At 63.9% G+C, this 19,706-nt stretch carries 25 protein-coding genes; 6 read left to right on the forward strand and 19 right to left on the reverse strand.

All coding sequences use genetic code 11. The features are described from left to right. Positions 1–163 precede the first annotated feature (163 nt). The 6 genes from J1M81_RS25220 to J1M81_RS25245 all read right to left on the reverse strand — a co-directional run bounded on the left by J1M81_RS25220 (position 164) and on the right by J1M81_RS25245 (position 7,897). Positions 164–2,059, reverse strand: a complete 1,896-nt coding sequence (locus J1M81_RS25220) for an ABC transporter ATP-binding protein (protein ID WP_032399359.1) — start codon at positions 2,057–2,059, stop codon at positions 164–166. Between the two features lie 41 nt (positions 2,060–2,100). Next, positions 2,101–3,834: an ABC transporter ATP-binding protein gene (locus J1M81_RS25225; protein WP_027494600.1), complete on the reverse strand. Its 1,734-nt coding sequence runs from the start codon at positions 3,832–3,834 to the stop codon at positions 2,101–2,103. Positions 3,835–3,925: 91 nt separating this feature from the next. After that, positions 3,926–6,214: an MMPL family transporter gene (locus J1M81_RS25230; protein ID WP_032399322.1), complete on the reverse strand. Its 2,289-nt coding sequence runs from the start codon at positions 6,212–6,214 to the stop codon at positions 3,926–3,928. Positions 6,215–6,216: 2 nt separating this feature from the next. After that, entirely contained in the window at positions 6,217–6,870 is a 654-nt protein-coding gene (locus J1M81_RS25235) for a TetR/AcrR family transcriptional regulator (protein WP_032368645.1), read from the reverse strand. A gap of 83 nt (positions 6,871–6,953) precedes the next feature. Continuing rightward, positions 6,954–7,412 (reverse strand): Rrf2 family transcriptional regulator, encoded by a 459-nt coding sequence (locus J1M81_RS25240; RefSeq protein ID WP_027494603.1) that lies wholly within the window; start codon positions 7,410–7,412, stop codon positions 6,954–6,956. Between the two features lie 29 nt (positions 7,413–7,441). Beyond that, a complete protein-coding gene (locus tag J1M81_RS25245) occupies positions 7,442–7,897 on the reverse strand; it encodes a GNAT family N-acetyltransferase (RefSeq protein ID WP_230593350.1) in 456 nt (151 codons plus the stop codon). Positions 7,898–7,968: 71 nt separating this feature from the next. Between J1M81_RS25245 and J1M81_RS25250 the strand changes: the two genes are divergently transcribed. After that, positions 7,969–8,874: a sterol desaturase family protein gene (locus tag J1M81_RS25250; RefSeq protein WP_032399324.1), complete on the forward strand. Its 906-nt coding sequence runs from the start codon at positions 7,969–7,971 to the stop codon at positions 8,872–8,874. Here the strand turns inward: J1M81_RS25250 and J1M81_RS25255 are convergent. After that, positions 8,855–9,544: a YceI family protein gene (locus tag J1M81_RS25255; RefSeq protein ID WP_206499103.1), complete on the reverse strand. Its 690-nt coding sequence runs from the start codon at positions 9,542–9,544 to the stop codon at positions 8,855–8,857. The two genes, J1M81_RS25250 and J1M81_RS25255, sit on opposite strands and share 20 nt — an antisense overlap. 120 nt (positions 9,545–9,664) lie before the next feature. Between J1M81_RS25255 and J1M81_RS25260 the strand changes: the two genes are divergently transcribed. The 5 genes from J1M81_RS25260 (at position 9,665) to J1M81_RS25280 (ending at position 13,535) form a co-directional block, all read left to right on the forward strand. Continuing rightward, positions 9,665–10,675 (forward strand): PHP domain-containing protein, encoded by a 1,011-nt coding sequence (locus J1M81_RS25260; RefSeq protein WP_206499104.1) that lies wholly within the window; start codon positions 9,665–9,667, stop codon positions 10,673–10,675. Beyond that, on the forward strand, positions 10,672–11,586 hold the full coding sequence (locus J1M81_RS25265) for a S9 family peptidase (protein WP_032373327.1): 915 nt from the start codon (positions 10,672–10,674) through the stop codon (positions 11,584–11,586). The genes J1M81_RS25260 and J1M81_RS25265 overlap by 4 nt, the downstream gene beginning before the upstream one ends. 23 nt (positions 11,587–11,609) lie before the next feature. Beyond that, positions 11,610–12,086 carry a hypothetical protein gene (locus J1M81_RS25270; protein ID WP_032399325.1) on the forward strand — a complete coding sequence of 159 codons (477 nt, stop codon included), beginning with the start codon at positions 11,610–11,612 and terminating at the stop codon, positions 12,084–12,086. Positions 12,087–12,619: 533 nt separating this feature from the next. Further along, on the forward strand, positions 12,620–12,877 hold the full coding sequence (locus J1M81_RS25275; RefSeq protein WP_206499105.1) for a hypothetical protein: 258 nt from the start codon (positions 12,620–12,622) through the stop codon (positions 12,875–12,877). A 31-nt stretch (positions 12,878–12,908) separates the two neighbouring features. Next, complete coding sequence (locus J1M81_RS25280; RefSeq protein ID WP_206499106.1) at positions 12,909–13,535, forward strand: hypothetical protein; 627 nt, start codon at positions 12,909–12,911, stop codon at positions 13,533–13,535. Between the two features lie 37 nt (positions 13,536–13,572). Here J1M81_RS25280 and J1M81_RS25285 read toward each other — a convergent pair whose 3' ends face one another. From J1M81_RS25285 to J1M81_RS25340, 12 genes are all read right to left on the reverse strand, one after another. Continuing rightward, positions 13,573–13,932, reverse strand: a complete 360-nt coding sequence (locus tag J1M81_RS25285) for a hypothetical protein (RefSeq protein WP_206499107.1) — start codon at positions 13,930–13,932, stop codon at positions 13,573–13,575. Continuing rightward, positions 13,929–14,213 (reverse strand): hypothetical protein, encoded by a 285-nt coding sequence (locus tag J1M81_RS25290; RefSeq protein WP_206499108.1) that lies wholly within the window; start codon positions 14,211–14,213, stop codon positions 13,929–13,931. The genes J1M81_RS25285 and J1M81_RS25290 overlap by 4 nt, the downstream gene beginning before the upstream one ends. 102 nt (positions 14,214–14,315) lie before the next feature. Continuing rightward, a complete protein-coding gene (locus J1M81_RS25295) occupies positions 14,316–14,591 on the reverse strand; it encodes a hypothetical protein (protein WP_206499109.1) in 276 nt (91 codons plus the stop codon). Next, positions 14,591–14,953 (reverse strand): hypothetical protein, encoded by a 363-nt coding sequence (locus J1M81_RS25300; protein ID WP_206499110.1) that lies wholly within the window; start codon positions 14,951–14,953, stop codon positions 14,591–14,593. The genes J1M81_RS25295 and J1M81_RS25300 overlap by 1 nt, the downstream gene beginning before the upstream one ends. A 377-nt stretch (positions 14,954–15,330) precedes the next feature. After that, positions 15,331–16,263, reverse strand: a complete 933-nt coding sequence (locus tag J1M81_RS25305; RefSeq protein ID WP_206499111.1) for a hypothetical protein — start codon at positions 16,261–16,263, stop codon at positions 15,331–15,333. Then, entirely contained in the window at positions 16,260–16,454 is a 195-nt protein-coding gene (locus J1M81_RS25310) for a hypothetical protein (RefSeq protein WP_206499112.1), read from the reverse strand. Before J1M81_RS25310 ends, J1M81_RS25305 begins: the two co-directional genes overlap by 4 nt. Further along, positions 16,433–16,843, reverse strand: coding sequence for a helix-turn-helix domain-containing protein (locus J1M81_RS25315; RefSeq protein WP_206499113.1), 411 nt, complete (start codon positions 16,841–16,843; stop codon positions 16,433–16,435). Before J1M81_RS25315 ends, J1M81_RS25310 begins: the two co-directional genes overlap by 22 nt. After that, positions 16,840–17,196 carry a WhiB family transcriptional regulator gene (locus tag J1M81_RS25320; RefSeq protein ID WP_206499114.1) on the reverse strand — a complete coding sequence of 119 codons (357 nt, stop codon included), beginning with the start codon at positions 17,194–17,196 and terminating at the stop codon, positions 16,840–16,842. The genes J1M81_RS25315 and J1M81_RS25320 overlap by 4 nt, the downstream gene beginning before the upstream one ends. Then, the gene (locus tag J1M81_RS25325) at positions 17,193–17,354 is read right to left on the reverse strand and encodes a hypothetical protein (protein WP_206499115.1); all 162 of its coding nucleotides are present in this window, start codon (positions 17,352–17,354) and stop codon (positions 17,193–17,195) included. The genes J1M81_RS25320 and J1M81_RS25325 overlap by 4 nt, the downstream gene beginning before the upstream one ends. Beyond that, positions 17,351–19,105 (reverse strand): hypothetical protein, encoded by a 1,755-nt coding sequence (locus J1M81_RS25330; RefSeq protein ID WP_206499116.1) that lies wholly within the window; start codon positions 19,103–19,105, stop codon positions 17,351–17,353. The genes J1M81_RS25325 and J1M81_RS25330 overlap by 4 nt, the downstream gene beginning before the upstream one ends. After that, positions 19,102–19,491 (reverse strand): DUF2742 domain-containing protein, encoded by a 390-nt coding sequence (locus tag J1M81_RS25335; RefSeq protein ID WP_206499117.1) that lies wholly within the window; start codon positions 19,489–19,491, stop codon positions 19,102–19,104. Before J1M81_RS25335 ends, J1M81_RS25330 begins: the two co-directional genes overlap by 4 nt. Beyond that, positions 19,485–19,691 (reverse strand): hypothetical protein, encoded by a 207-nt coding sequence (locus J1M81_RS25340; protein ID WP_206499118.1) that lies wholly within the window; start codon positions 19,689–19,691, stop codon positions 19,485–19,487. The genes J1M81_RS25335 and J1M81_RS25340 overlap by 7 nt, the downstream gene beginning before the upstream one ends. Positions 19,692–19,706: the final 15 nt, after the last annotated feature.

Here is a 19,706-nt window from a genome sequence, read left to right on the forward strand (position 1 = left end):
CGGCCACTTGCACCTGAACACCGACAAGCGCTACCAAGGACAACTCCACCGCCCCGCAGCCTAGAATCGTGTCTCACATGTATCGAGACACCCGTGTCCCACATGTATCAAGACAGCACACGTAGCCCACTACGATTTTCCACTCACGTGCGGCGCCAGCCGCCTAACTGCTGTAGAGCCGGTAATACGCACCCTTGGCCTCGAGCAATTCCTCGTGATTGCCCTGCTCGACGATGCTGCCGTTTTCCATCACGACGATGGTGTCGGCGTCACGGATGGTCGAGAGACGATGCGCGATAACGAAACTGGTGCGGTCGTTGCGCAGCGCTGCCGTCGCCTTCTGCACCAGCAGTTCGGTGCGAGTGTCCACCGAGCTGGTGGCCTCGTCGAGGATCAGGATCAGCGGCTTGGCCAGGAAGGCACGGGCGATGGTGATGAGCTGCTTCTCACCGGCGCTGACGTTGTTGCCCTCCTCGTCGATGATCGTGTCGTATCCGTCGGGCAGCGAATGCACGAACTTGTCCACGTAGCTCACCCGAGCCGCCTCGAGAATCTCTTCCTCACTGGCGGTCGGGTCACCGTAGGCGATGTTGTCTCGGATGGTGCCGCCGAACAACCACGTGTCCTGCAACACCATGCCGGTTCGTGAACGCAACTCGTCGCGAGTCATCTTGCGTGTGTCGACGCCATCGAGTGTGATTCGGCCGGAATCGATCTCGTAGAACCGCATGATCAGGTTGACCAGCGTGGTCTTGCCGGCACCGGTGGGTCCGACGATCGCCACCAGATGTCCCGGATCTGCGGTGAGCGACAGGTTCTGAATGAGCGGCTGCTCCGGCGAGTAGCTGAACGAGACGTCGTCGAACACGACGCGTCCGCGGCGCTCCGTCGGGCTGGACGCAGGCACGACGTCCGGGTCTTCCTCGTCGGCGTCGAGCACCTCGAAGATGCGTTCGGCGGACGCGACTCCGGACTGAATCAGGTTGATCATCGCGCCGACCTGCGACAGCGGCTGAGTGAACTGCCGCGAATACTGAATGAACGCCTGCACTTCGCCCAGGCTCAGTGTTCCCGACGCCACGCGAAGGCCGCCCACGACGGCGACGACGACGTAGTTGATGTTTCCGAGGAACATGATGATCGGCATGATCAGGCCCGAGATGAACTGCGCCCGGAAGCCTGCTTGGAAGAGCTTCTCGTTGCGGTCACCGAACTCGCGTTCCACCTCCGCCTGGCGGCCGAACGCCTTGACGATCTCGTGGCCGGTGTAGGTCTCTTCGATCTGCGCGTTGAGCTTGCCGGTGTGCTTCCACTGCGCCACGAAGTGCGGCTGCGACCTCTTGGCGATCAGCGCGGTCACCAGGAACGAGGCCGGGATCGTCAGCAGCGCAACCAGAGCGAGCAACGGCGAGATCCAGATCATCACGCCGAGGATGCCGAGCACGGTCAGGATGCCGGTGATGAGCTGGCTCAGTGTCTGCTGCAGGCTGGTCGAGACGTTGTCGATGTCGTTGGTGACGCGGCTGAGCGTCTCGCCTCGGGCATTGTTGTCGAAGTACTGCAGCGGCAGGCGATGCACCTTGGCCTCGACGCTGCCGCGCAGCAACAGAATTCGACGCTGCAGCGCGATGTTGAGGATGTAGCCCTGCGCCCACGCCAGCAGTGCAGACACTACGTACAGTGCGAGCACCCAGAGCAACACCGTTCCGACGGCACCGAAATCGATTCCCGCACCGGGCGTCACGTCCATGCCCGAGACGAGATCGGCGACGGTGTCGTTACCGGCGGCCCGAAGGCCTTCGACCGCTTGCTCTTTCGTCTGCCCCGGTTCGAGATCTCCGCCGACAACTCCGTTGAAGATGAGGTTGGTGGCATGCCCGAGGACGGTCGGCGCAGCGACGCTGAGGACGACGCTGACGATTCCCAGCACGAGCATGAGGCTCAGCAGAAATCGTTCCGGCGCGAGCAGACCGATGACGCGTTTGAACGAGCCCTTGAAGTTCTTGGCTTTCGTGGCCGGCAGTGCCTTCGCGACGCGACTGCCCTTCTTCTTCTCCAAAGAGGGCTTGGCTGCGGAATCCTTGGTGGTGTCGGTGTCGGTCACAGTGCACCTGCAACTTGCCGCTGCGAGTCGACGATCTCGGCGTAGGTGGGGCAGGTGGCCATCAGTTGCTCGTGGTTACCCACGCCCACCGGCTTTCCGTCGTCGAGCACGAGTATCTGGTCGGCGTCGACGATGGTCGACACCCGTTGAGCCACAACGATCATGCATGCATCTCGCGTCACCGGCCGCAGCGCCGCACGCAGTTTCGCGTCGGTGGTGAGGTCGAGAGCGGAGAAGGAATCGTCGAACAGGTAGATCTTGGGTTTGCGTACCAGCGCCCGGGCAATGGCCAGTCGTTGACGCTGTCCTCCCGACACGGTGGTGCCGCCCTGCGCGACGGCAGTCTCCAGGCCGTCGGGCATCGCGCGCACGAAGTCGGCTCCCTGGGCGATCTCGAGCGCCTCCCACAGTTCCGCGTCGGTGGCGTCGGCCTTGCCGTACCGCAGATTGCTGGCGATGGTGCCGGAGAACAGGTACGGCTTCTGCGGCACGAATCCGATCTCGGATCGCAGCAGGTCCAGATCGAGTTCGCGAATGTCGACACCGCCGACCCGCACCTGGCCGCCGGTGACGTCCATCAGCCGTGGAATCAGATTGACGAGAGTCGATTTACCCGATCCGGTGCCGCCGATGATGGCGGTGACCTTGCCTGCTTCGGCAGTCAGATTCACCCCGCACAGCACCGGGTATTCGGCTCCGGGATAGGAGAATTCGGCCCCGACGAGCTCGACCGTGCCCGGTGAGGACACGAACGTCCGGGGATTCTCGGGCAGCACCACCGAGGATTCGGTGGCCAGAACCTCGCTGATGCGATCGGCGCACACCGATGCGCGCGGCACCATCATCGCGATGAACGACGCCATCATCACCGACATCAGGATGAGCATGATGTAGCTCAGAAGCGCAGTGAGCGAACCGATCTGCATCGTGCCGTTGTCGATGGCGTGACCGCCGAACCAGATGACGGCGACACTGGTGACGTTGCTGATGAGCATGACGGTCGGAAACATCAGGGCCATCAGCCGGCCGACCTTGAGTGCCGTCTCGGTCAACGAGGTGTTCGCTGCTCCGAAACGGTCGACCTCGAATTGTTCGCGAACGAACGCCCGCACGACGCGTATGCCGGTGATCTGTTCGCGTAGTACGCGATTGACCGCGTCGATGCGCTTCTGCATGGAGCGGAAGGCCGGCACCATGCGGACGATGATCAGGCCCATCGCGAGTGCGAGGCCGGGCACGGCGATGAGCAGGATCCACGACAGGCCGATGTCCTCACGTAGTGACATCACGATGCCGCCGATGCACATGATGGGAGCCATCACCACGATGGTGAATCCCATGATGATCACCAACTGCACCTGCTGCACGTCGTTGGTGTTGCGGGTGATCAGTGACGGAGCACCGAATTTTCCGACCTCGCGGGCGGAGAACGTGCCGACGCGTTCGAGGATTGCTCCGCGAAGGTCGCGTCCGACACTCATGGCCGTGCGTGCACCGAGGAACACCGCTGCGGCAGAGCTGATGATCTGTACTGCCGAGATCAACAGCATGACGCCGCCGGCGGACAGGATGTAGCCGGTGTCGCCGACGGTCACACCGTTGTCGATAATGTCCGCGTTGAGACTCGGGAGGAACAACGCGGCGAGGGTGGCGATCAGCTGCAGCAGCACCAAGCAGAGAATCGGCAGCTTGTACGGGGCGAGAAACCTACGCAGAAGGGGGATCAGCATGATGACCGAAGATTACTCGTACACATGGATAACAGTCTCTCCGTTTCGAGTATTACGAGCAATCTTCGGCCTCTCAGCTGCGACGCGAGTACTACGCGCGCTTCTCCGGGGCCGTCTTCAGCTTGGCCCCTTCGATGTCGACGTTGGGCAGGATCTTGTCCAGCCACTTCGGCAACCACCAGGCTTTGTCGCCCAGTAGCGCCATCACCGACGGAATCAGCACCATACGGACGACGAACGCGTCGAAGAAGACGGCGGCGGCCAATGCGAAGCCGATGGACTTGATGAACGAGTCCGGCTCGGCGATGAAGGCGGCGAACACCGAGATCATGATGACCGCTGCCGAGGTGACCACGCGTGCGCCGTACTTGAAGCCGTTGACGACGGCGTCCTTGGCGGCCGCGCCGTGCACGAACTCCTCACGCATGCGCGAGACGAGGAACACCTGGTAGTCCATCGCGAGGCCGAACACCACACCGATGAGGAAGATCGGCATGAAGCTGACGATCGGCTGCGGGTTGGAAATGATGCCGAGCCCGCCCTCTTGGAAGATGAACACCGTCGCACCGAAGGTGGCGAGCACGCTGAGCAGGAACCCGACCGTTGCCGTCAGCGGCACCAGAATCGAGCGGAACACCAGCATCAGCAGCACGAACGCCAGTCCGACGACCACGGCCAGGTACGGAATCAGCGCGCTCTGCAGCCGCTCCGAGATGTCGATCCCGATCGCGGTTTCGCCCGTCACTCCGTAGGAGACGCCCGAGCTCTCCTGCAATCCGCTCTCGGCATCGCGCAGGTTGGTCACGAGCGCCTTCGTCTGGTCGCTGTTGGGTGTGCTCGACGGGGTGACGAGTATCTGCGCGGTGTCACCCGCCGGATTGACGGCGACGATCTGCGCGTTCGTGACGTCGGATTGTGCGGTGATCGTCTCGATGACCTTGCCGAAGGACGCGGTGCGGTCTGCCTCGGCGACGTCGGACGCGTCGGCGATGACGAGCAGCGGTCCGTTACGTCCCGGCCCGAATGCCTCTTCGGTGATGTCGTAGGCCTGACGGGCAGGCGTGGACGGGTCCGAGGTGGCGATCGACGGGAGAGCCAGCGACAGCCCGGTGGTCGGGCCCGCGATGACACCGAGCAGCACGATGCCTCCGACGAGGCCGAGGATCGGCTTCTTGACCAGGAACCGTGCCCACCGAAGACCGTTGGTGGGGGTTGCGTTCGGGTCCTCCGGGTCGGTGGTGTTGACGAACTTGAGCTTGCCCGCGAAGGCCTTGCCCTTGTAGACGCCCAGCATGGCGGGCAGGAACGTCAGGGCGATGAGTACCGCGACGAACACTGCGAAGCCTGCTGCCAGACCCATCTGCGACAGGAACGGGATGCCGACGACGCGCAGGGCGACGAGGGCGATGAGCACGGTCGCGCCGGCGAACACGACGGCTGATCCGGCGGTACCGACCGCGCGACCGATTGCTTCTTCGCGGTTGTCGGTGAGCGTGAGTTCGTGCCGGTACCGCGCGAGGATGAAGAGCGAGTAGTCGATCGCGACGGCAAGACCGATCATGATCGCGAGAATCGGCGTGAACGAGGACAGGCTCGCGAACCCGGAGGCCGTCGTGATGGCCAGACTCGAAATACCGATACCGACGATCGCGGTGATCAGCGGCAGGCTGGCAGCGGCGGCCGAGCCGAACATGATGAGAAGGACGATGGCGGCGACGGCCAGACCGACGATCTCCGAACTTCCACCGGGCGACGGGTTCTCCTGGGCGACGGTGCCACCGAGGATGACGGTCAGCCCTGCGTCACGCGCGGGTTGCGCCGCGGCATCGAGATCGCTGCGAATCGCGTCGGTGACATCGGCCAGCTCGACGTTGATCGGAACCGTGACGGTGCCGACGTTGCCGTTGGGGCTCAACGGCGACGTGGCTGCCGCGTCGGCTGCCACCTTGTCGGCCGGCGTTCCTGCCTCGGCGGCTGCGTCGGTGTACTGCTGCACGATGGCCTTGTTGGCCTCGACCGGATCGGCAAGCGGCGGAGCGCCTTCCGCCGGCTTGGCCGCATCGACCTTCTCGATCTCGGCGATCGTGGCGTCGATGGCCGAGGTGTACTGCGGGGCATCGAGCGACTGACCGTCGGGTGCCTGGAACACGTACTCGGCGTTGACGGCCTGAAGGGGATCCTCGGCTCCGCCGAATCGTTCCTTCTGCAGATCCAATGCAGCCTGAGCAGGCGTTCCGGGGATGCTGAACGAGTTGACGGTAGGCGCGGACAGCGTGGCTGCGCCCACTCCGGCCAGGATCAGAATGACGAGCCAGAGGCCGAGGACGACCCCCTTGCGGCGGTAGGCGAATCTGCCGATTCGGTACAGATAGGTGGCCACTGTCAGGCTCCTCGGTTGTTATCGGATACGTGCTGGCGAGATTTCGGCTCGGGGATTCCGGCGCGGAGTTGTTGAAATGCGTTCTCCACAAGCGCTTTCGGAGTGTTCTCTCCGCCGGGGTCGTTGATCCACAGGTTCAGTGCGGCGGTCACGGCACCGCCGACTGCCATTTGCAGCAGGTTGGGGTAGAGGTCGGAATCGATATCGGTTCCGGTGCGCTCAGCGATCGCCTCGCCGAGTTTGCGGGTGAGCGAGTGGTGCATTTCGAGCTTGCGTGCCATCAGCGCCGGGTTGGCCTCGATGAGTCGTGCTGCGGCGAATGTGTCGTCGAGGTCGCGGCCGGGGTCGGCGACGAGGTTGACGGCGATGTGCTGCAACGAATCCCAGATGGGTTCGGCCTCGGGTCTGGCGCGAAGCAGCTCGAACCATTCCAGAGCCGAGGCCTCGATGTTGTGGAGTACCGCTTCTTCCTTGTTGGAGAAGTAGTTGTGGAACGTTCGGGTCGACACTCCGGCTTCGTGTGCGATGGCGTCGGCCGTCACGGCATCGAGTCCGTGCTCTTTTCCCAGACGGACTGCGGCAATGCCGAGGGCGTCGCGGGTGGCTGCCTTCTTCTGATCGCGAAGGCCGGTCGGGGTGGTCACCCTGTCCAACATACGGAAGTTGCACAGCTCGGCAAGTTTGCAGAGCTGTGCAATATTGACGACCGCGCCACATCAGCGGCCGACTGTGACTCAGGTCATCGACGGGACCATGCGGTCGGCTCGCTGATCAGCTCTCCGACAAAATCCGGGAGGTCGTCGTCGACGATGTCGGCCAGCGATACGGATTCGAGAACCGCACGCAGATTGACCCGGACGGCCAGCCACACCCGCGTCAACGGCTCGGCGGGACCAGCGTACTGCGCATCCTCGGGCCGTTGCCCGCGCACCGACGCGAGCGGCCCCTCGACGGCACGCATCACGTCCGCGACGGAAATGTTCGACGCCTCCCGCGCGAGCCAGTATCCGCCGTCGGGTCCCCTTCTACTTCGCACCAACTCGGCGCGACGCAGGTCGGAGAGCACCGACTCGAGAAATTTGTGCGGTATCCCTTGAGCGGCGGCCAGCGCCTCGGCCTTGGCGGGTGCTCGGCCGCCGACCGCGGCGAGCTCGACGAGAGTCCGCACCGCGTAGTCCGCTTTCGCCGTGATGTGCACGATTCAATTCCTATCATTTCGATAGGAAATTAGCGACCGGGTACATACCGATGTTCGACGGCTCTGCGCCCGTGGGGCAACACCCAGTCCGCAGGTGCGGTGCCGGTCCGGACCCAGCCCGACTTCTCGTAGAACGCGATCGCCGCAGCCGAGCCCTGCTCCACGTGCAGTTCGATATCAACCGACCGTTCCGCCGCATACGCCACTGCGGCGTCCAACAAGGCCGCGGCTGCGCCCGTGCCCCGGCACTCGGGACGGACGAACAATCGCGAGACCATCAGCCCGTCGTCGACCAGGTCGAGTGCCAGGTGGCCGACGATCCGGTCATTCGACTCCGCTACCCATGCGGCGACCTGCGTTGCCGAGTGCAACCAGGCGGCCGGATCCTCGGGCCACAGTGCGGGATACCCGTCTGCCTCGTGCACCGTCGCCAGCGCGGTCACACAGAACGCCATATCCCCGGAACGGCGGCTACGAATTTTCACGCGTCGAGACTACGATCACCATACTGTCGTTACACTTCGAACAGCAGTGTCACGCACGGAAGGCCGTACACATGAGGGACCAACTCGCATCGGCGTGGAACTCGCTACCCGAACCGCTGCGGGATCCGGTTGCCCTGGCCGTCCCCGCGTTCGCTCTGCTGCTGGCGATCGAGTGGATCGCGGCGAAGAAACTCGAAGACGGAACCGCCGGCGCGTATTCGGCCCGGGACGCACGGGCGAGCCTGAGCATGGGCTTGGTCTCGATCGCAACCACCACGGCATGGAAAGCGTTGGCCCTGATCGGCTACACGGCCATCTACGTCTACATCGCGCCGTGGCATCTACCCGCCGATGCCTGGTACACGTGGGTCATCCTGATTCTGGGCGTCGATCTGCTGTTCTACGGCTACCACCGCATCGCGCACCGAACCCGACTGATCTGGGCGACCCATCAGGCTCACCATTCGAGCGAGTACTTCAACTTCGCCGCGGCGCTGCGGCAGAAGTGGAACAACAGCGGCGAGATCATCATGTGGCTGCCCTTGCCGCTGCTGGGGATGCCGCCGTGGATGGTGTTCGTGGGCTTCTCGATCAATCTCGTCTACCAGTTCTGGGTACACACCGAACGGATCGACAAGTTGCCGCGGCCGTTCGAGTTCGTCTTCAACACGCCTTCTCACCACCGCGTCCATCACGGTCGCGATCCGCAGTACCTCGACAAGAACTACGGCGGCATCCTCATCGTCTGGGACCGGCTGTTCGGCAGCTACGCAGACGAAGTGCAACGGCCGAACTACGGGCTGACCAAGCCCGTCGACACGTTCAACATCTGGACGCTCCAAACACACGAATACCGCAACATCGCACGGGATGTCGCGGCATCGAGGTCATGGAAGGAACGCGTCGGATACGTCGTCGGACCGCCGGGATGGACACCGGCGGCCCCACGAGAACGGGCTACTGCCGACTCAGATTGATCAGGAAGTCGACGGTTCCCGAACCCTCGACGGTTACGAATCCGAGCGACGGCGGCTCGATGCCGTAGTCCGACCACGTCGTCGGAATTGCACCCGACGCGATGAGCGTGTCACCGGACTGCAGCACCTCCATCTCGACCGACACCGGACGCGTCTGATCCTTGAGCGTCAATGTGCCTTCCGCCGTGACGGTTTGGGTGGTGCCGTCCTTGGGCAACGACGAGAGGTCGACGGGCTGGTCGATGGTGAACGTCGCCGTCGGATATGTCGCGGTGTCGAAGATGTTGCCGCGGAACTGACCGTCTCGACGGTCACTGTCGGTGGTGATCGAATTGGTCTGCACCACAACCTCACCGGCGGTCAACGAATTATCTGCCACGGTCACCGAGCCGCTCACCTCGGGCGTCGACCCGACGACGGTCACGTCCGATCCGTTGAGCACCTCGTCGACGGTGTAGCCGGCCGCGGTCTTGTTCGACGCATCGCCTGCGGTCACCGTCCAGGTGCCGTTCAGATCGTCGGTGGTCGCGGCCTGCGCACCGGAGGTGTCGACGGTCGCCGCCCGAGCGTCGTCCTCCTGGAAGGACGCGTAGATCTTGGGACCGAAATACAGCCCGAGGGCCACGAGCACTACGACAACGACGCCGACTGTCCACCATTTCTTGGTCATGACCGACGATGATAGTTGCAGCTTCAAGCCCATGGGGAGTGAGCGACCTGGCAACTCCCTGAGAATTTTGTCCGATTACCCCGTGCGCAGGTGTCGGTGGTGCCAGGCACAATGGAGTTCATGGATCCGGTGGAGGCACTTCGTGAGATCGGCTTCTGGCTCGAGCGTTCGCGCTCGGACACCCATCGCGTCAAGGCCTACCGCCGAGCCGCGGATGTCGTCGAATCGCTTTCTCCTGCACAACGATCCGAGCACGAGAAGGCGGACAGCTGGTCGTCGTTGGCCGGAATCGGTGCCAAGACCTCGCTGATCATCCGGCAGGCGCTGACCCAGGACGTTCCGGACTACCTGGCCGAACAACGCGATGCCGCAGAACCCATCGGCAACAACGCACTACGGGCCGCACTCAAAGGCGACCTGCACACCCACTCCAATTGGTCCGACGGCGGCAGCCCCATCGACGAGATGATGCGCACCGCCAAGAACCTCGGGCACGAGTACTGCGCGCTGACCGATCATTCACCACGACTCAAGGTCGCCAACGGACTCAGTGCGGAGCGTCTGCGAAAACAACTCGACATCATCGCCGAGCTCAACGAGCAACTCGCGCCGTTCCGTATCCTCACCGGAATCGAAGTGGACATCCTCGACGACGGTTCGCTGGATCAGGACGAGGCATTGCTCGCCGAGCTGGACGTGGTGGTGGCCAGCGTGCACTCGAACCTGCGGGCCGATTCTGTGGCGATGACGAAACGCATGGTCACCGCTATCGCGAATCCGCACGTCGACGTACTCGGTCATTGCACCGGCCGTCTGGTCGAGGGCGGCCGGGGAAAGCGGCCCGAGTCGACGTTCGACGCACCGGTGGTGTTCGAGGGATGCCGACAGTTCGGCACCGCGGTGGAGATCAACGCCAGGCCCGAACGCCAGGATCCGCCCGAGCGCCTGATCGACATCGCCCTCGAGCGCGACTGCCTCTTCTCCATCGATACCGACGCACACGCACCGGGCCAGCTCGACTGGCAGGGCTACGGCTGTGTCCGCGCCGAAGCCCAAGGCGTTCCCGCCGATCGCGTCATCAACACCTGGTCGCTGTCCGAGCTGCTGGATTGGACGGCTCAGGGCACGTGAATCGTCGCCACTTCCTGTCCGGCCTGCTCGCTGTCACGCTGGTCGGCTGCAGTTCCACGGACACTACATCCTCACCGAGCACAGCAGAGACGTATTCGGCTGCACTGCAACCCGTTTCGGGACCGACCGGAGATCCGATCCGGCTGAAGTACGGGTACCAACCCGACAACATCGGAGACCTGTATCTCCCTGCCAACACTGCGACGTCGCTGCCGGTGGTGGTGATGATCCACGGCGGTGGATGGCAGGAGAACCTCGATCTGTCGTACTTCCAGCAGATGTCCAAGGCCATCGCGGACCAAGGCATCGCCGTGTGGAACGTCGAGTATCGGCGCGGACCGAACAATTGGGCCAACACCCTGACCGACGTCGACGACGCCACCGAGGCACTGGCAACCGTCGTACAGAACGCCGCCGACGGGCGACTCGACCTCGATCGAGTGCACGTCGCCGGACATTCGGCCGGCGGACAGCTGGCCGCGTGGGTCGCTGCGCGTCATCTGATGCCGATCGACGCACCGGGAGCGGACCCCCGAATCCGACCGCGCAGTGCCACCATCATGGCCGGGGTGTTCGACATGAAACGGGCGGCGAACATCGGCAACGACAAGTTCGTGCCCGCATTCCTCGGCGGCATGCCCAACGACGTTCCCGGTCGATACAAGATCGCCTCCCCCATCGAATACCTCCCGCTCGACGTCCCGTTGACCGCGCTGCACGGTGATGCGGACCAGACCGTGTCGGTGAACCAGAGCCGCGTGTACGTCGACGCCGCCACCCGCGCAGGGAGCACGGACCCCGAGCTGGTCGTACTGCCCGGAGCCGGACACGGAGCGTTCCTGGACCCCAAGCACATCGCCTGGTCCACCGCACTGAGCACCATCACCGGGCGCGCGCAGACACTGCTCTGAGCCGCAGGTGGTACACAGTGGCGATGAAACGAAAGATCGCGACCGGATTGCTCGGGCTGATCGTGGCCACCTCTGTAGCCGGATGCGGCGACGACGCGTCGACCGAGAACGCGTCGACCACGTCCGTTCAAGCCACGTCCGTTCAAGCCACGTCAGCTCCGGCTACGACGACACAGGCGACCACGGCAGCTGCCACGCCGACGGCCGATGCACCCGCTGACAGCCCGGCTCCAGAGGCACCGCCCGCCGCTGATCCAGCCGACCCCGCGGTGACCGGAGGAACCGGAGGCGTCACCGGCGACGATCTCTACCGTCAGACCTGCACCCAGTTTCTCCCGTCCATCGATGCACTGGAGCAAACTGGAATCTCCGATCGTGCGAAATCCGTCGAGGGTCTGCGCAGCGAAATGACCACCGCGCCGAGTTGGTCCAAGGTGCCCGAGGCCGATCAAGGCGAAATTCTGCGGGGACTCGACGCCGCGGGCGCGGGGCAATGCTGAGCGTCTGAGTCGGTCGCCGCCCCTCTACCGCCGCAAACGCGCGCGCGTTTGCCAGGTGCGCGCGAAATAGACCCCGAATCGGAGGCGAATCTGAACGCGTCTGACGAATGCGCGCGCGTTTGCCGAGCTACACCCGCCCGGTGATCCCGTCCGGGCCCTGGGGGTTCGATGCCCGGGCCCTGGTGATCCCGCAAACGCGCGCGCGTTTGCCAGGTGCGCGCGAAGTAGACCCCGAATCGGTGGCAAATTCGCTCGCGTCTGACGAATGCGCGCGCGTTTGCCGAGCAACACCCAGCCACCCCACCCCGCGCACAAAAAACTCCCCACCCGACGGATCGGGTGGGGAGTTCTTGGCGGTGGCGGAGGGATTTGAACCCTTATCGGCCCAGTGGCAGAAGCCACAAAGTGAGTCTGAACAGGCGTTTTAGGTCACCGCTCATCACCGCATTTCACCGATCGTGACCACCAACTGTGGTCAAAATGTGCTCAGCGATGCCCGTTCATTGTCGGTCGAGTCGGCTACTCTCGCGGCCATGAGCGAGACCGATCAGCCGCAGGACAACACGACCGTTCCCGAGTACCGGACTGGATGGATCGACGTCCTGGTGTCCTCGCGATTGGACATCGACGAGGTTCGGGCCGTCGTAAGGAAACAGGTGCACGCTGAACTTTCCAAAACCAACGAGTGGCCTGTCCGAATCACGGCGCGTAAAGGTGTGCGCCACTCAGACGGTGTGATGAAGTGGTCCGCAAAGTTCGAAACAGGACCGTACGGCACTGAGATTTTTTAATGACGTACTCGGAATCAAGAGCCGTTCAGGCGTGGCTGGTCGCGCAGTGATGGAATCCGTGCTCGCGTTCTTTCAGTCGTTGTCGAGTTTCGCAATACTCGTCGGACTCGCCAGTCTCGCCTTCTCTGCATGGGCGCACCGCAGGAACCGCAGAGCTACGGACGTGCAGGGAATCACCATCAATCCCGGTGCCAGCAGCTCGGTGCAGTGCTTCGACGGTAGAGGGCAGGCAAGGCGTTTCGAGCCGACCGTAGCGGCCACCGGGCCGGGCGTCCGTTACGACGTGTCGACGTTGTTCTGGGAGGGCGACCGCCTGTTGAGCCCCTCGCTATGGGAGACCGATGAACGACCACGCTTCGACATTGACAGTGAGCCGTCGCGCGGCGAGGTCGTGATCCCCGTTGAACTCACTCCGCAGGTTTGGTTCGGGTTCGGGTGGAATGTCGTTGTAGGCGGTGGCATCCGTACCGAGTTCACCCGAGTCAACTTGAGCACTCACGAGGTGCAGGTATTCAAGTGGTCTAGGACTAAGCGGCTTCATCGCTGGTGGTGCGAGCAGACGTGGGCTCGCAAGTTGGGTGGTGGGGTTCAAAAGCCATCAGGCAAGTGGAAGTCCATGCCGGGCAGCAAGCTCGAGCAGTGGCAATTCCCGTACTAGTCGGACGGCACCGCCGATGTTCGCGAACACGGACGCTCTAGGAGTCTGCCATCTTTCCCTTGCGCGATATCTGCGGCTGAGTGCCGGGATTGTGCGTATGAGGTCCTACTGAAACGACGGTGATCCCGCCGTCGTCCTCCCACAACCAGTACATCCGCCAGGCATTGGCGGTGTTGTTCTCGATGTACGAGTTCCAGATGTCCCGGCCGTCTGGCCCGGGAAGATTCTCCATTTTGTGGGTGTGAAACCCGGGATGCCCTGGGCCTACCTCGCGCAGGAACTTGATCGCCTTTTTGACCTTCTCGAACTTGTCCGAAAGCTGGGCCGCAGCCTTCGCATCGACAAGCCAGTCGCTGACGACCTGAGCGAGATCGACGTACGCCGGTGGGTTGTTCACTCGTCGTCGGCAAAGAGCCAGTCTGAAGACACAGTGCGTCCACTTTGAGCGTCGGCGAGTCCCTGACGCGTCTGCTCGTAGAGCGCGCGGTTCTCAAGGACGACCCGTTCTGATTCGTGCAACGATTCGAGCGGGATCAAACGAATGACACCAGCGGCATCGGTGGTCTGGACGTACCGTTCGTGCGGCTGCTTGCTGCCTACACGCAACTCTGCGGAGGCGTCGGCCTCTACGATGATCGAGTCATCGCCGTAGGGAATCGGGGCGAGCGCAGCTGTCATGTCACGATGCTAGACCTCAAATAACATTGCCGCACAGGTAAATGTGACTTGACTCATAGACGGGCTCCGGGCGCGGCCAAGGATTGGCCGTCAGCGGTGATGTCAGACGGGCACGATTCGGTCGTCGACTGTCAGGCGCAGGCGATCGCTGGGTCCGGTGCGGCGAGGCCATCGGTCCCGGGGGAAAAACCAGGCCGGCAACTCGATCTGGGCACCGGCCTCGGCGCGCCGCTGCAAGGCCGGCCACGGGGAAACGAACACACCACCGGTCTTGCGGTCGATGGTCTTCGGTCGCTGTCTGCTGGCGCGGAGGTGGAGCTGCGCGACGAGTTCGGCTCGGGCACCCCTGGAGACTGGCGTGGCGGCGATGCGGGCCATCAGCTCGCACCCTTGGTTCGGTCCCACCGCGAATGCGCAGCGCGTTGATGTCGGGGCGATTTCACCGGGCCGACACCATCAGGGTTCAGCCGTGCCACCAGGTCGACGACCAGCTTGTCGAGCAGACGCAGCTCACCGGAGAGCTTGACCACGACAGCAGGCCGGGACTCGCCGGCCAACTCATTGTCGAGGATTGCCTTGACCGCCTCGGCCCGGTCTACGGTCTCCCCGGCGCGTTCGAGTGCCACTTCCTCGGCCTCCGACCACAGCAGGGTTTGACCACGCTCGATCGATGCACGTTTCAGGGCATCGTTCTGCGCCTTGAACAGCCGCCGACCGGCCGCTGACGTTGGTCGTCTCATCTCCAACACCTCCAGGGTGTGATTTTCGTGTGCAATGCACGGAAGGGGACCGCCTATGCCGACCGTGTCTCCGTAGCCCCCCGGGGGAGGGGTATGTCCCCACCCCCATTCGTCTTGCGGGTCGTCCTCGCTGATGCAGCGCGGGCAGTGGGCTCTTGTGCACTGCCCTGCCCGGGGTGGAACAGGTGCTTGGCCGGATGGATCTCACAGGAGACGGCTCGACATCAGCGAGGACAAGTTGGTGGTGGTGCTGGGGTGTTGCCCTCATGCCGATGCAGCGCGGCGACGCAGGCGCAATATTGCGTCGCCTACCTTTCGCGTGCAGGTGCTTGACCGCGTGTCTCCCGCATTGGTTCGACATCGACATGAGGACAAGATCAGTGGGCTCGAACCGAGTCGACGAGCTCCGCGTGGTGCGCGCGTGCGGCGGTGGCCGATCGTAGCCACATGCCGTCGTCGACGGCGATGGTGGCCTCGGTTGCGGCCCTGTGCACATCGAGGATGGTCTGCGCGTTCGGTACCCAGGGCTGCGCGTGTGTGGCGATGTGCAGCAACCAGGTGCTCGGCTCGACTTCGGCCGGCCAGAGTGCCGCCCTACCGTCCGGCGACAAGGCACCGATCGTTCGGGCCGATCGCAACCACTCTCGATGCGCCTGAGCGAACGGGGCCTGAGTGGTGTGGGCAGCCGACGACGACCGGCGCGCGACCCAGACCGGCTCGTGCTCGAGGTGGTCGGCCAGTAGCCCACAGGCGTAGAAGATGCTGCGCTGCAATTCGACGCCCTCAGTTTGCACCAGCTTCCAGTGCGCCGACCGCAGCTCTTCGTATCGGCTGATCAGGGAGTCGACGCTTTGCCACTGCTCTGTGACGCCGGCACGGATTGCATCGTCTGCGCTGTGCACGTTTCGCAGTGCGTCGGCGCTGCCTCGGACGTCGGCGAGGATGTCATCGAGCTCATCGCGGAGGACTGCGTAGGCACTGTTGATCCCGGCCTTGGTGACCTGCTCGACTTCGGCGCGGAGGTCGGCGACTACTGCGGCGGCGATGCGGCGCTGATCGACGACGTAGGCCGAGGAGTTGGCGTACTGCTGCAGACGCGCGATGACGTCGGGCATCGGGTCACCGCGGCGTGCGGCAGCTACCGTCTCGATGTGCAGTTCGCGTTCGAGGACGTCCCGGCTCGGTGGGAGCGAGAGTCCGGCGACCCAGTTCTCGGCCGTCTTCACTGCCTCGGTCGCCTCGGCGTAGCCATCGATGGCCGCGTACGCCCGGTCGATCAGTGATCCAACCGGGGCAACGGTGCGGGTCACTTCCCGGCCCGTCGTGAGGCGAAAAGTTCGGCACCCTTGGCCACGCTGCCGGTTGCGGGCGCTTTGCTCTGCCCCGGCTTTTCTTCTTCGGCCGGTTCGCGGGTACGGGTGACAAGGTCGGCGAATTCGTCGTCAGTCAGGGAGCTGATGTAGTTCTCTGCTCCGGCGATCAGGGATTCGGTGTCTGCCATGGTGTGCTTCTTTCTGTTCGGTAGTCGTCGAGCAGGTCTCGGGCGAGAACCCATGTGCCGCAATGCTTTCGGGCCGGTAACACTCCGTCTCGGATGAGGCGGTAGACACTTCGGCGAGAGAGTCCGAGAACCTTCGCGGCGGTTGCTGCGTCGATGGTGTCGTCCTCTGATTGTGAACTCTCGCAGTCTGTTTGGTCGTCCATCTGTCCATCGGTGGATGCGGTTGCGAGCGCCGCGGTGAGGGCTCGCTGGATCGCTACCGCCTCGGGGTGCGGGGCGATGCCGTTGCGGAGTTGGTTGTGACGGATGCCCGCGGAAATCAGGAGCAGTGCGCGGTGTACGTGATCGCCTGCGAGGACAACCACCACGCCGGGGCCGATAACGCTCATGCGGTGTCACTCAGCGGTCGGCGAGCGAGAAGTTCCCCGGCCCACACTCCCGTTGTGCCCGGCGGAAGCTCGATGGTGGCTTCTCGGCACCGCTCGGCCACAGGGCACCGATTGCAGAGCAGTGCTGCTTTTGCGTGGCGGTAGTTGCGGTCTTCGCTTGTCTCGTCGTCGATCACGTCGTCGAATATGGGTGAATGACCGATACACGCCGCACCGACCAGGGAGGCACGTGGGAGGCCGTCGAAAATCGAAACCAACAGGTTCTCGACGGGGCTACCGAACTCCGGACTGATCACGGCCTTGCGGCCACGCGCGGCGGTCGCGACGGACCTACCAGTCGGCATTCGGCTCATCGGGTGACCTCCGTTCGGAACAGATGGGGGCGGCACAGGATGCACGGCACCGGCCGGCCGTCGACGTCCTCACCGAGCCAGCCGCGCCGGCATCGTGGGTCGTGCGGCTGCTCGGTCGAGTCGTCGAGCTGTTCGCCGAAACGGTCGTGGCGGGTCACGACGCGACCGACCACTCGGTGGCGATGGACTGGCCGCGCTTGCTGATCTCGGCGCGGACACTCGCGGACTTGAGGGCATCTCGGCCGTACCCGGCAGCGGCACCCGCGGCGTACACGTCGGCGGCTTTGACCCACCCCTCGGTGGAGCGGAGCCAGTCGGTCAACCACACCTCGGCAGAGACGACAGTGTTGGTGCTGCCGGTGCCGAGAGACCAGACAGTGCCGCCACCTTTGCGGGCAGCCACCGAGATGAGATCGGACTTCTTCACCGCCTGTCTCAGATTGTCGATCTTGAATCCGGCATCGACCCCTGCGGTGTACACAGCCGAGGATTCGATGGTGGTGGTGCCGGCTGCGATGAGGTCGGAGACGTGCTCGTCGATCCACTGGCGAGCCGTTCGGATGGGCGGTGGATCGGGTGGGTCCGAGACTGCGTGCAAGGTGGTTGCGGGGACTACATGAGTGTCTGTTGTTTGGTCACCGTGACCAGGTTGGTCACCGTCGTTGACCTGCGGAAATGGGGGGTGACCAAGTTGGTCACCGTGACCCGATATACGGAACCTCACGCCGCGATCCCTTCCCGGTACCTGCTCGACGATTCCTTCGTGTTGCAGCTCTGCGATGGACTGGTCGAACAGGTCGCGCTTGTCGCGTTTACCGAGACGACGGCGGAGCTCGCTGCTGGACTGCTCACCGTCTCGACCGAGCATGTTCGACAGACTGCTCTTGACTCGATCGAGGAGACGTTGGTCGTAGAACTCGTCACCGGCCGCGCGCGACAGGGCACGGTCTCGGACCTTGGCCCGGTCGGCCCTCTTCGCCTCACCGAGAACCCACTCGCGGGTGCCGTTCGACATCTCCATCACCACACCGGACAGTTCCCAGTCGAGCTCCGAGACAACGATGCGGTGATGCAGGAGCGCCAGGATCGCAGCGACCTTCAACCGAGTGAGCATTGCGTGGCCGTCGAGGGCGTCCTGCTGGCCACGCTGACGAGCGATGTGCGCGTCGATGATCGTCTGCCGAATATGGTCGGGGCCGTAGACGATCTCGACCACACCGTCCTCGTCGGGCTTCCAGAACGGCAGGCGCGCATTCAGCGGCTCGGGGTCGGTGAAGATGTCGGCGGACATGTTCGGGTCGATCGTGGGAAACCAGAGGAACCTTTGCGGGGTGCCGCCGGTGGTGTCGTTGAACAGCACCTTGGTGTGGGTCGGCTGTGCACCGACCGACAGGCACAGGCGGTAGCTGTGCGGCGGAATGATCCGTGTGGTGGCTTCACTCGAATTGGCCTGTCCCAGTTGCTCACCCATCGCGGCGGACTTGAGCTGTGGCAGGACGATCGACCCCTGCCGGTCCGTCACGCCGGTCAGGGTGTCGATCTCGGGGACGCTGATGATTGCCCGGGTGATCGGCTCGACGCCCTCTTTCTTCGGAGGCATGAAGGTCGCGGCGATGCCTTCCCCAGATCCGATGGGTCGCTCGACGATCGGTGATGGCCACGCCAGCCGGGCCACCTTGTCACTGATCCCTTTGCCACCACCGGAGGGTGCGACGAACGCACACAACAGGTTCAGCGATGCGCGTCCGCCGATGACACCGGGCAGTTGGATCTCGGGGCCGGTGGTGGCGGCGACCCTGAGCAGGACGCCGCCGAATACTGCCCACACTGCGGCGTAGCGAGCACGCGCCCACTGCCGGATGATCGACAGCTCAGAGGTGGCGTCGAACAGGTCGTCGGTTGTCGTCATGCGGGTTGTCTCCTTGCCCACGGATTCGCGGCGAGATAGTCGTTGCGTTGACGGATGGACCTCGAGACGGCCGACCAGTCTCGGGACACTGACAGCTCGCGCGATGCCTCGATGCGGGCGTCCTGTTCGAGCCATTCGCGTGCCGCCCAGCGGTAGCCGGCGGCCACGACCGAATGCCGCCACCGGACATCGTCGTTCGCGATGTCGACCCACGCGGGTGAGCCGAGGATAGGGATGTCTCCGAGCAGCACGGCATCGTCGAGAATGGGAGCGAGACGGTCGTGCACGGCGATGAAATCGACCTCGCGGCTCGGGTGCCCCCCTGCCATCGACACGGCAAGCGGAATGCTCACGGTGCCGATAGCCGGGAGGGTGGCGTTCACCACGGTTCGTCCTTCAGCGCGAACGCAACGGCTCTCGGAGCCGTCTTCTCGGGGATGCCTTCGAGAGCTGCCAGCGCCGATGCAACGGCGTCGACCAGATCGACTGCCTCGCCCACGTCGAGCGAGAACATGACACTGCGACCGTAAGCGATGCGGACACGGTTACCGGGCACGATCTCTGCCGTCACTGGGGCGTCGGTCATATCGTTGAGTTCAGC

Origin of the sequence: Rhodococcus sp. KRD175 (assembly GCF_017168275.1) — a bacterium.
GTDB lineage: Bacteria > Actinomycetota > Actinomycetes > Mycobacteriales > Mycobacteriaceae > Rhodococcoides > Rhodococcoides fascians.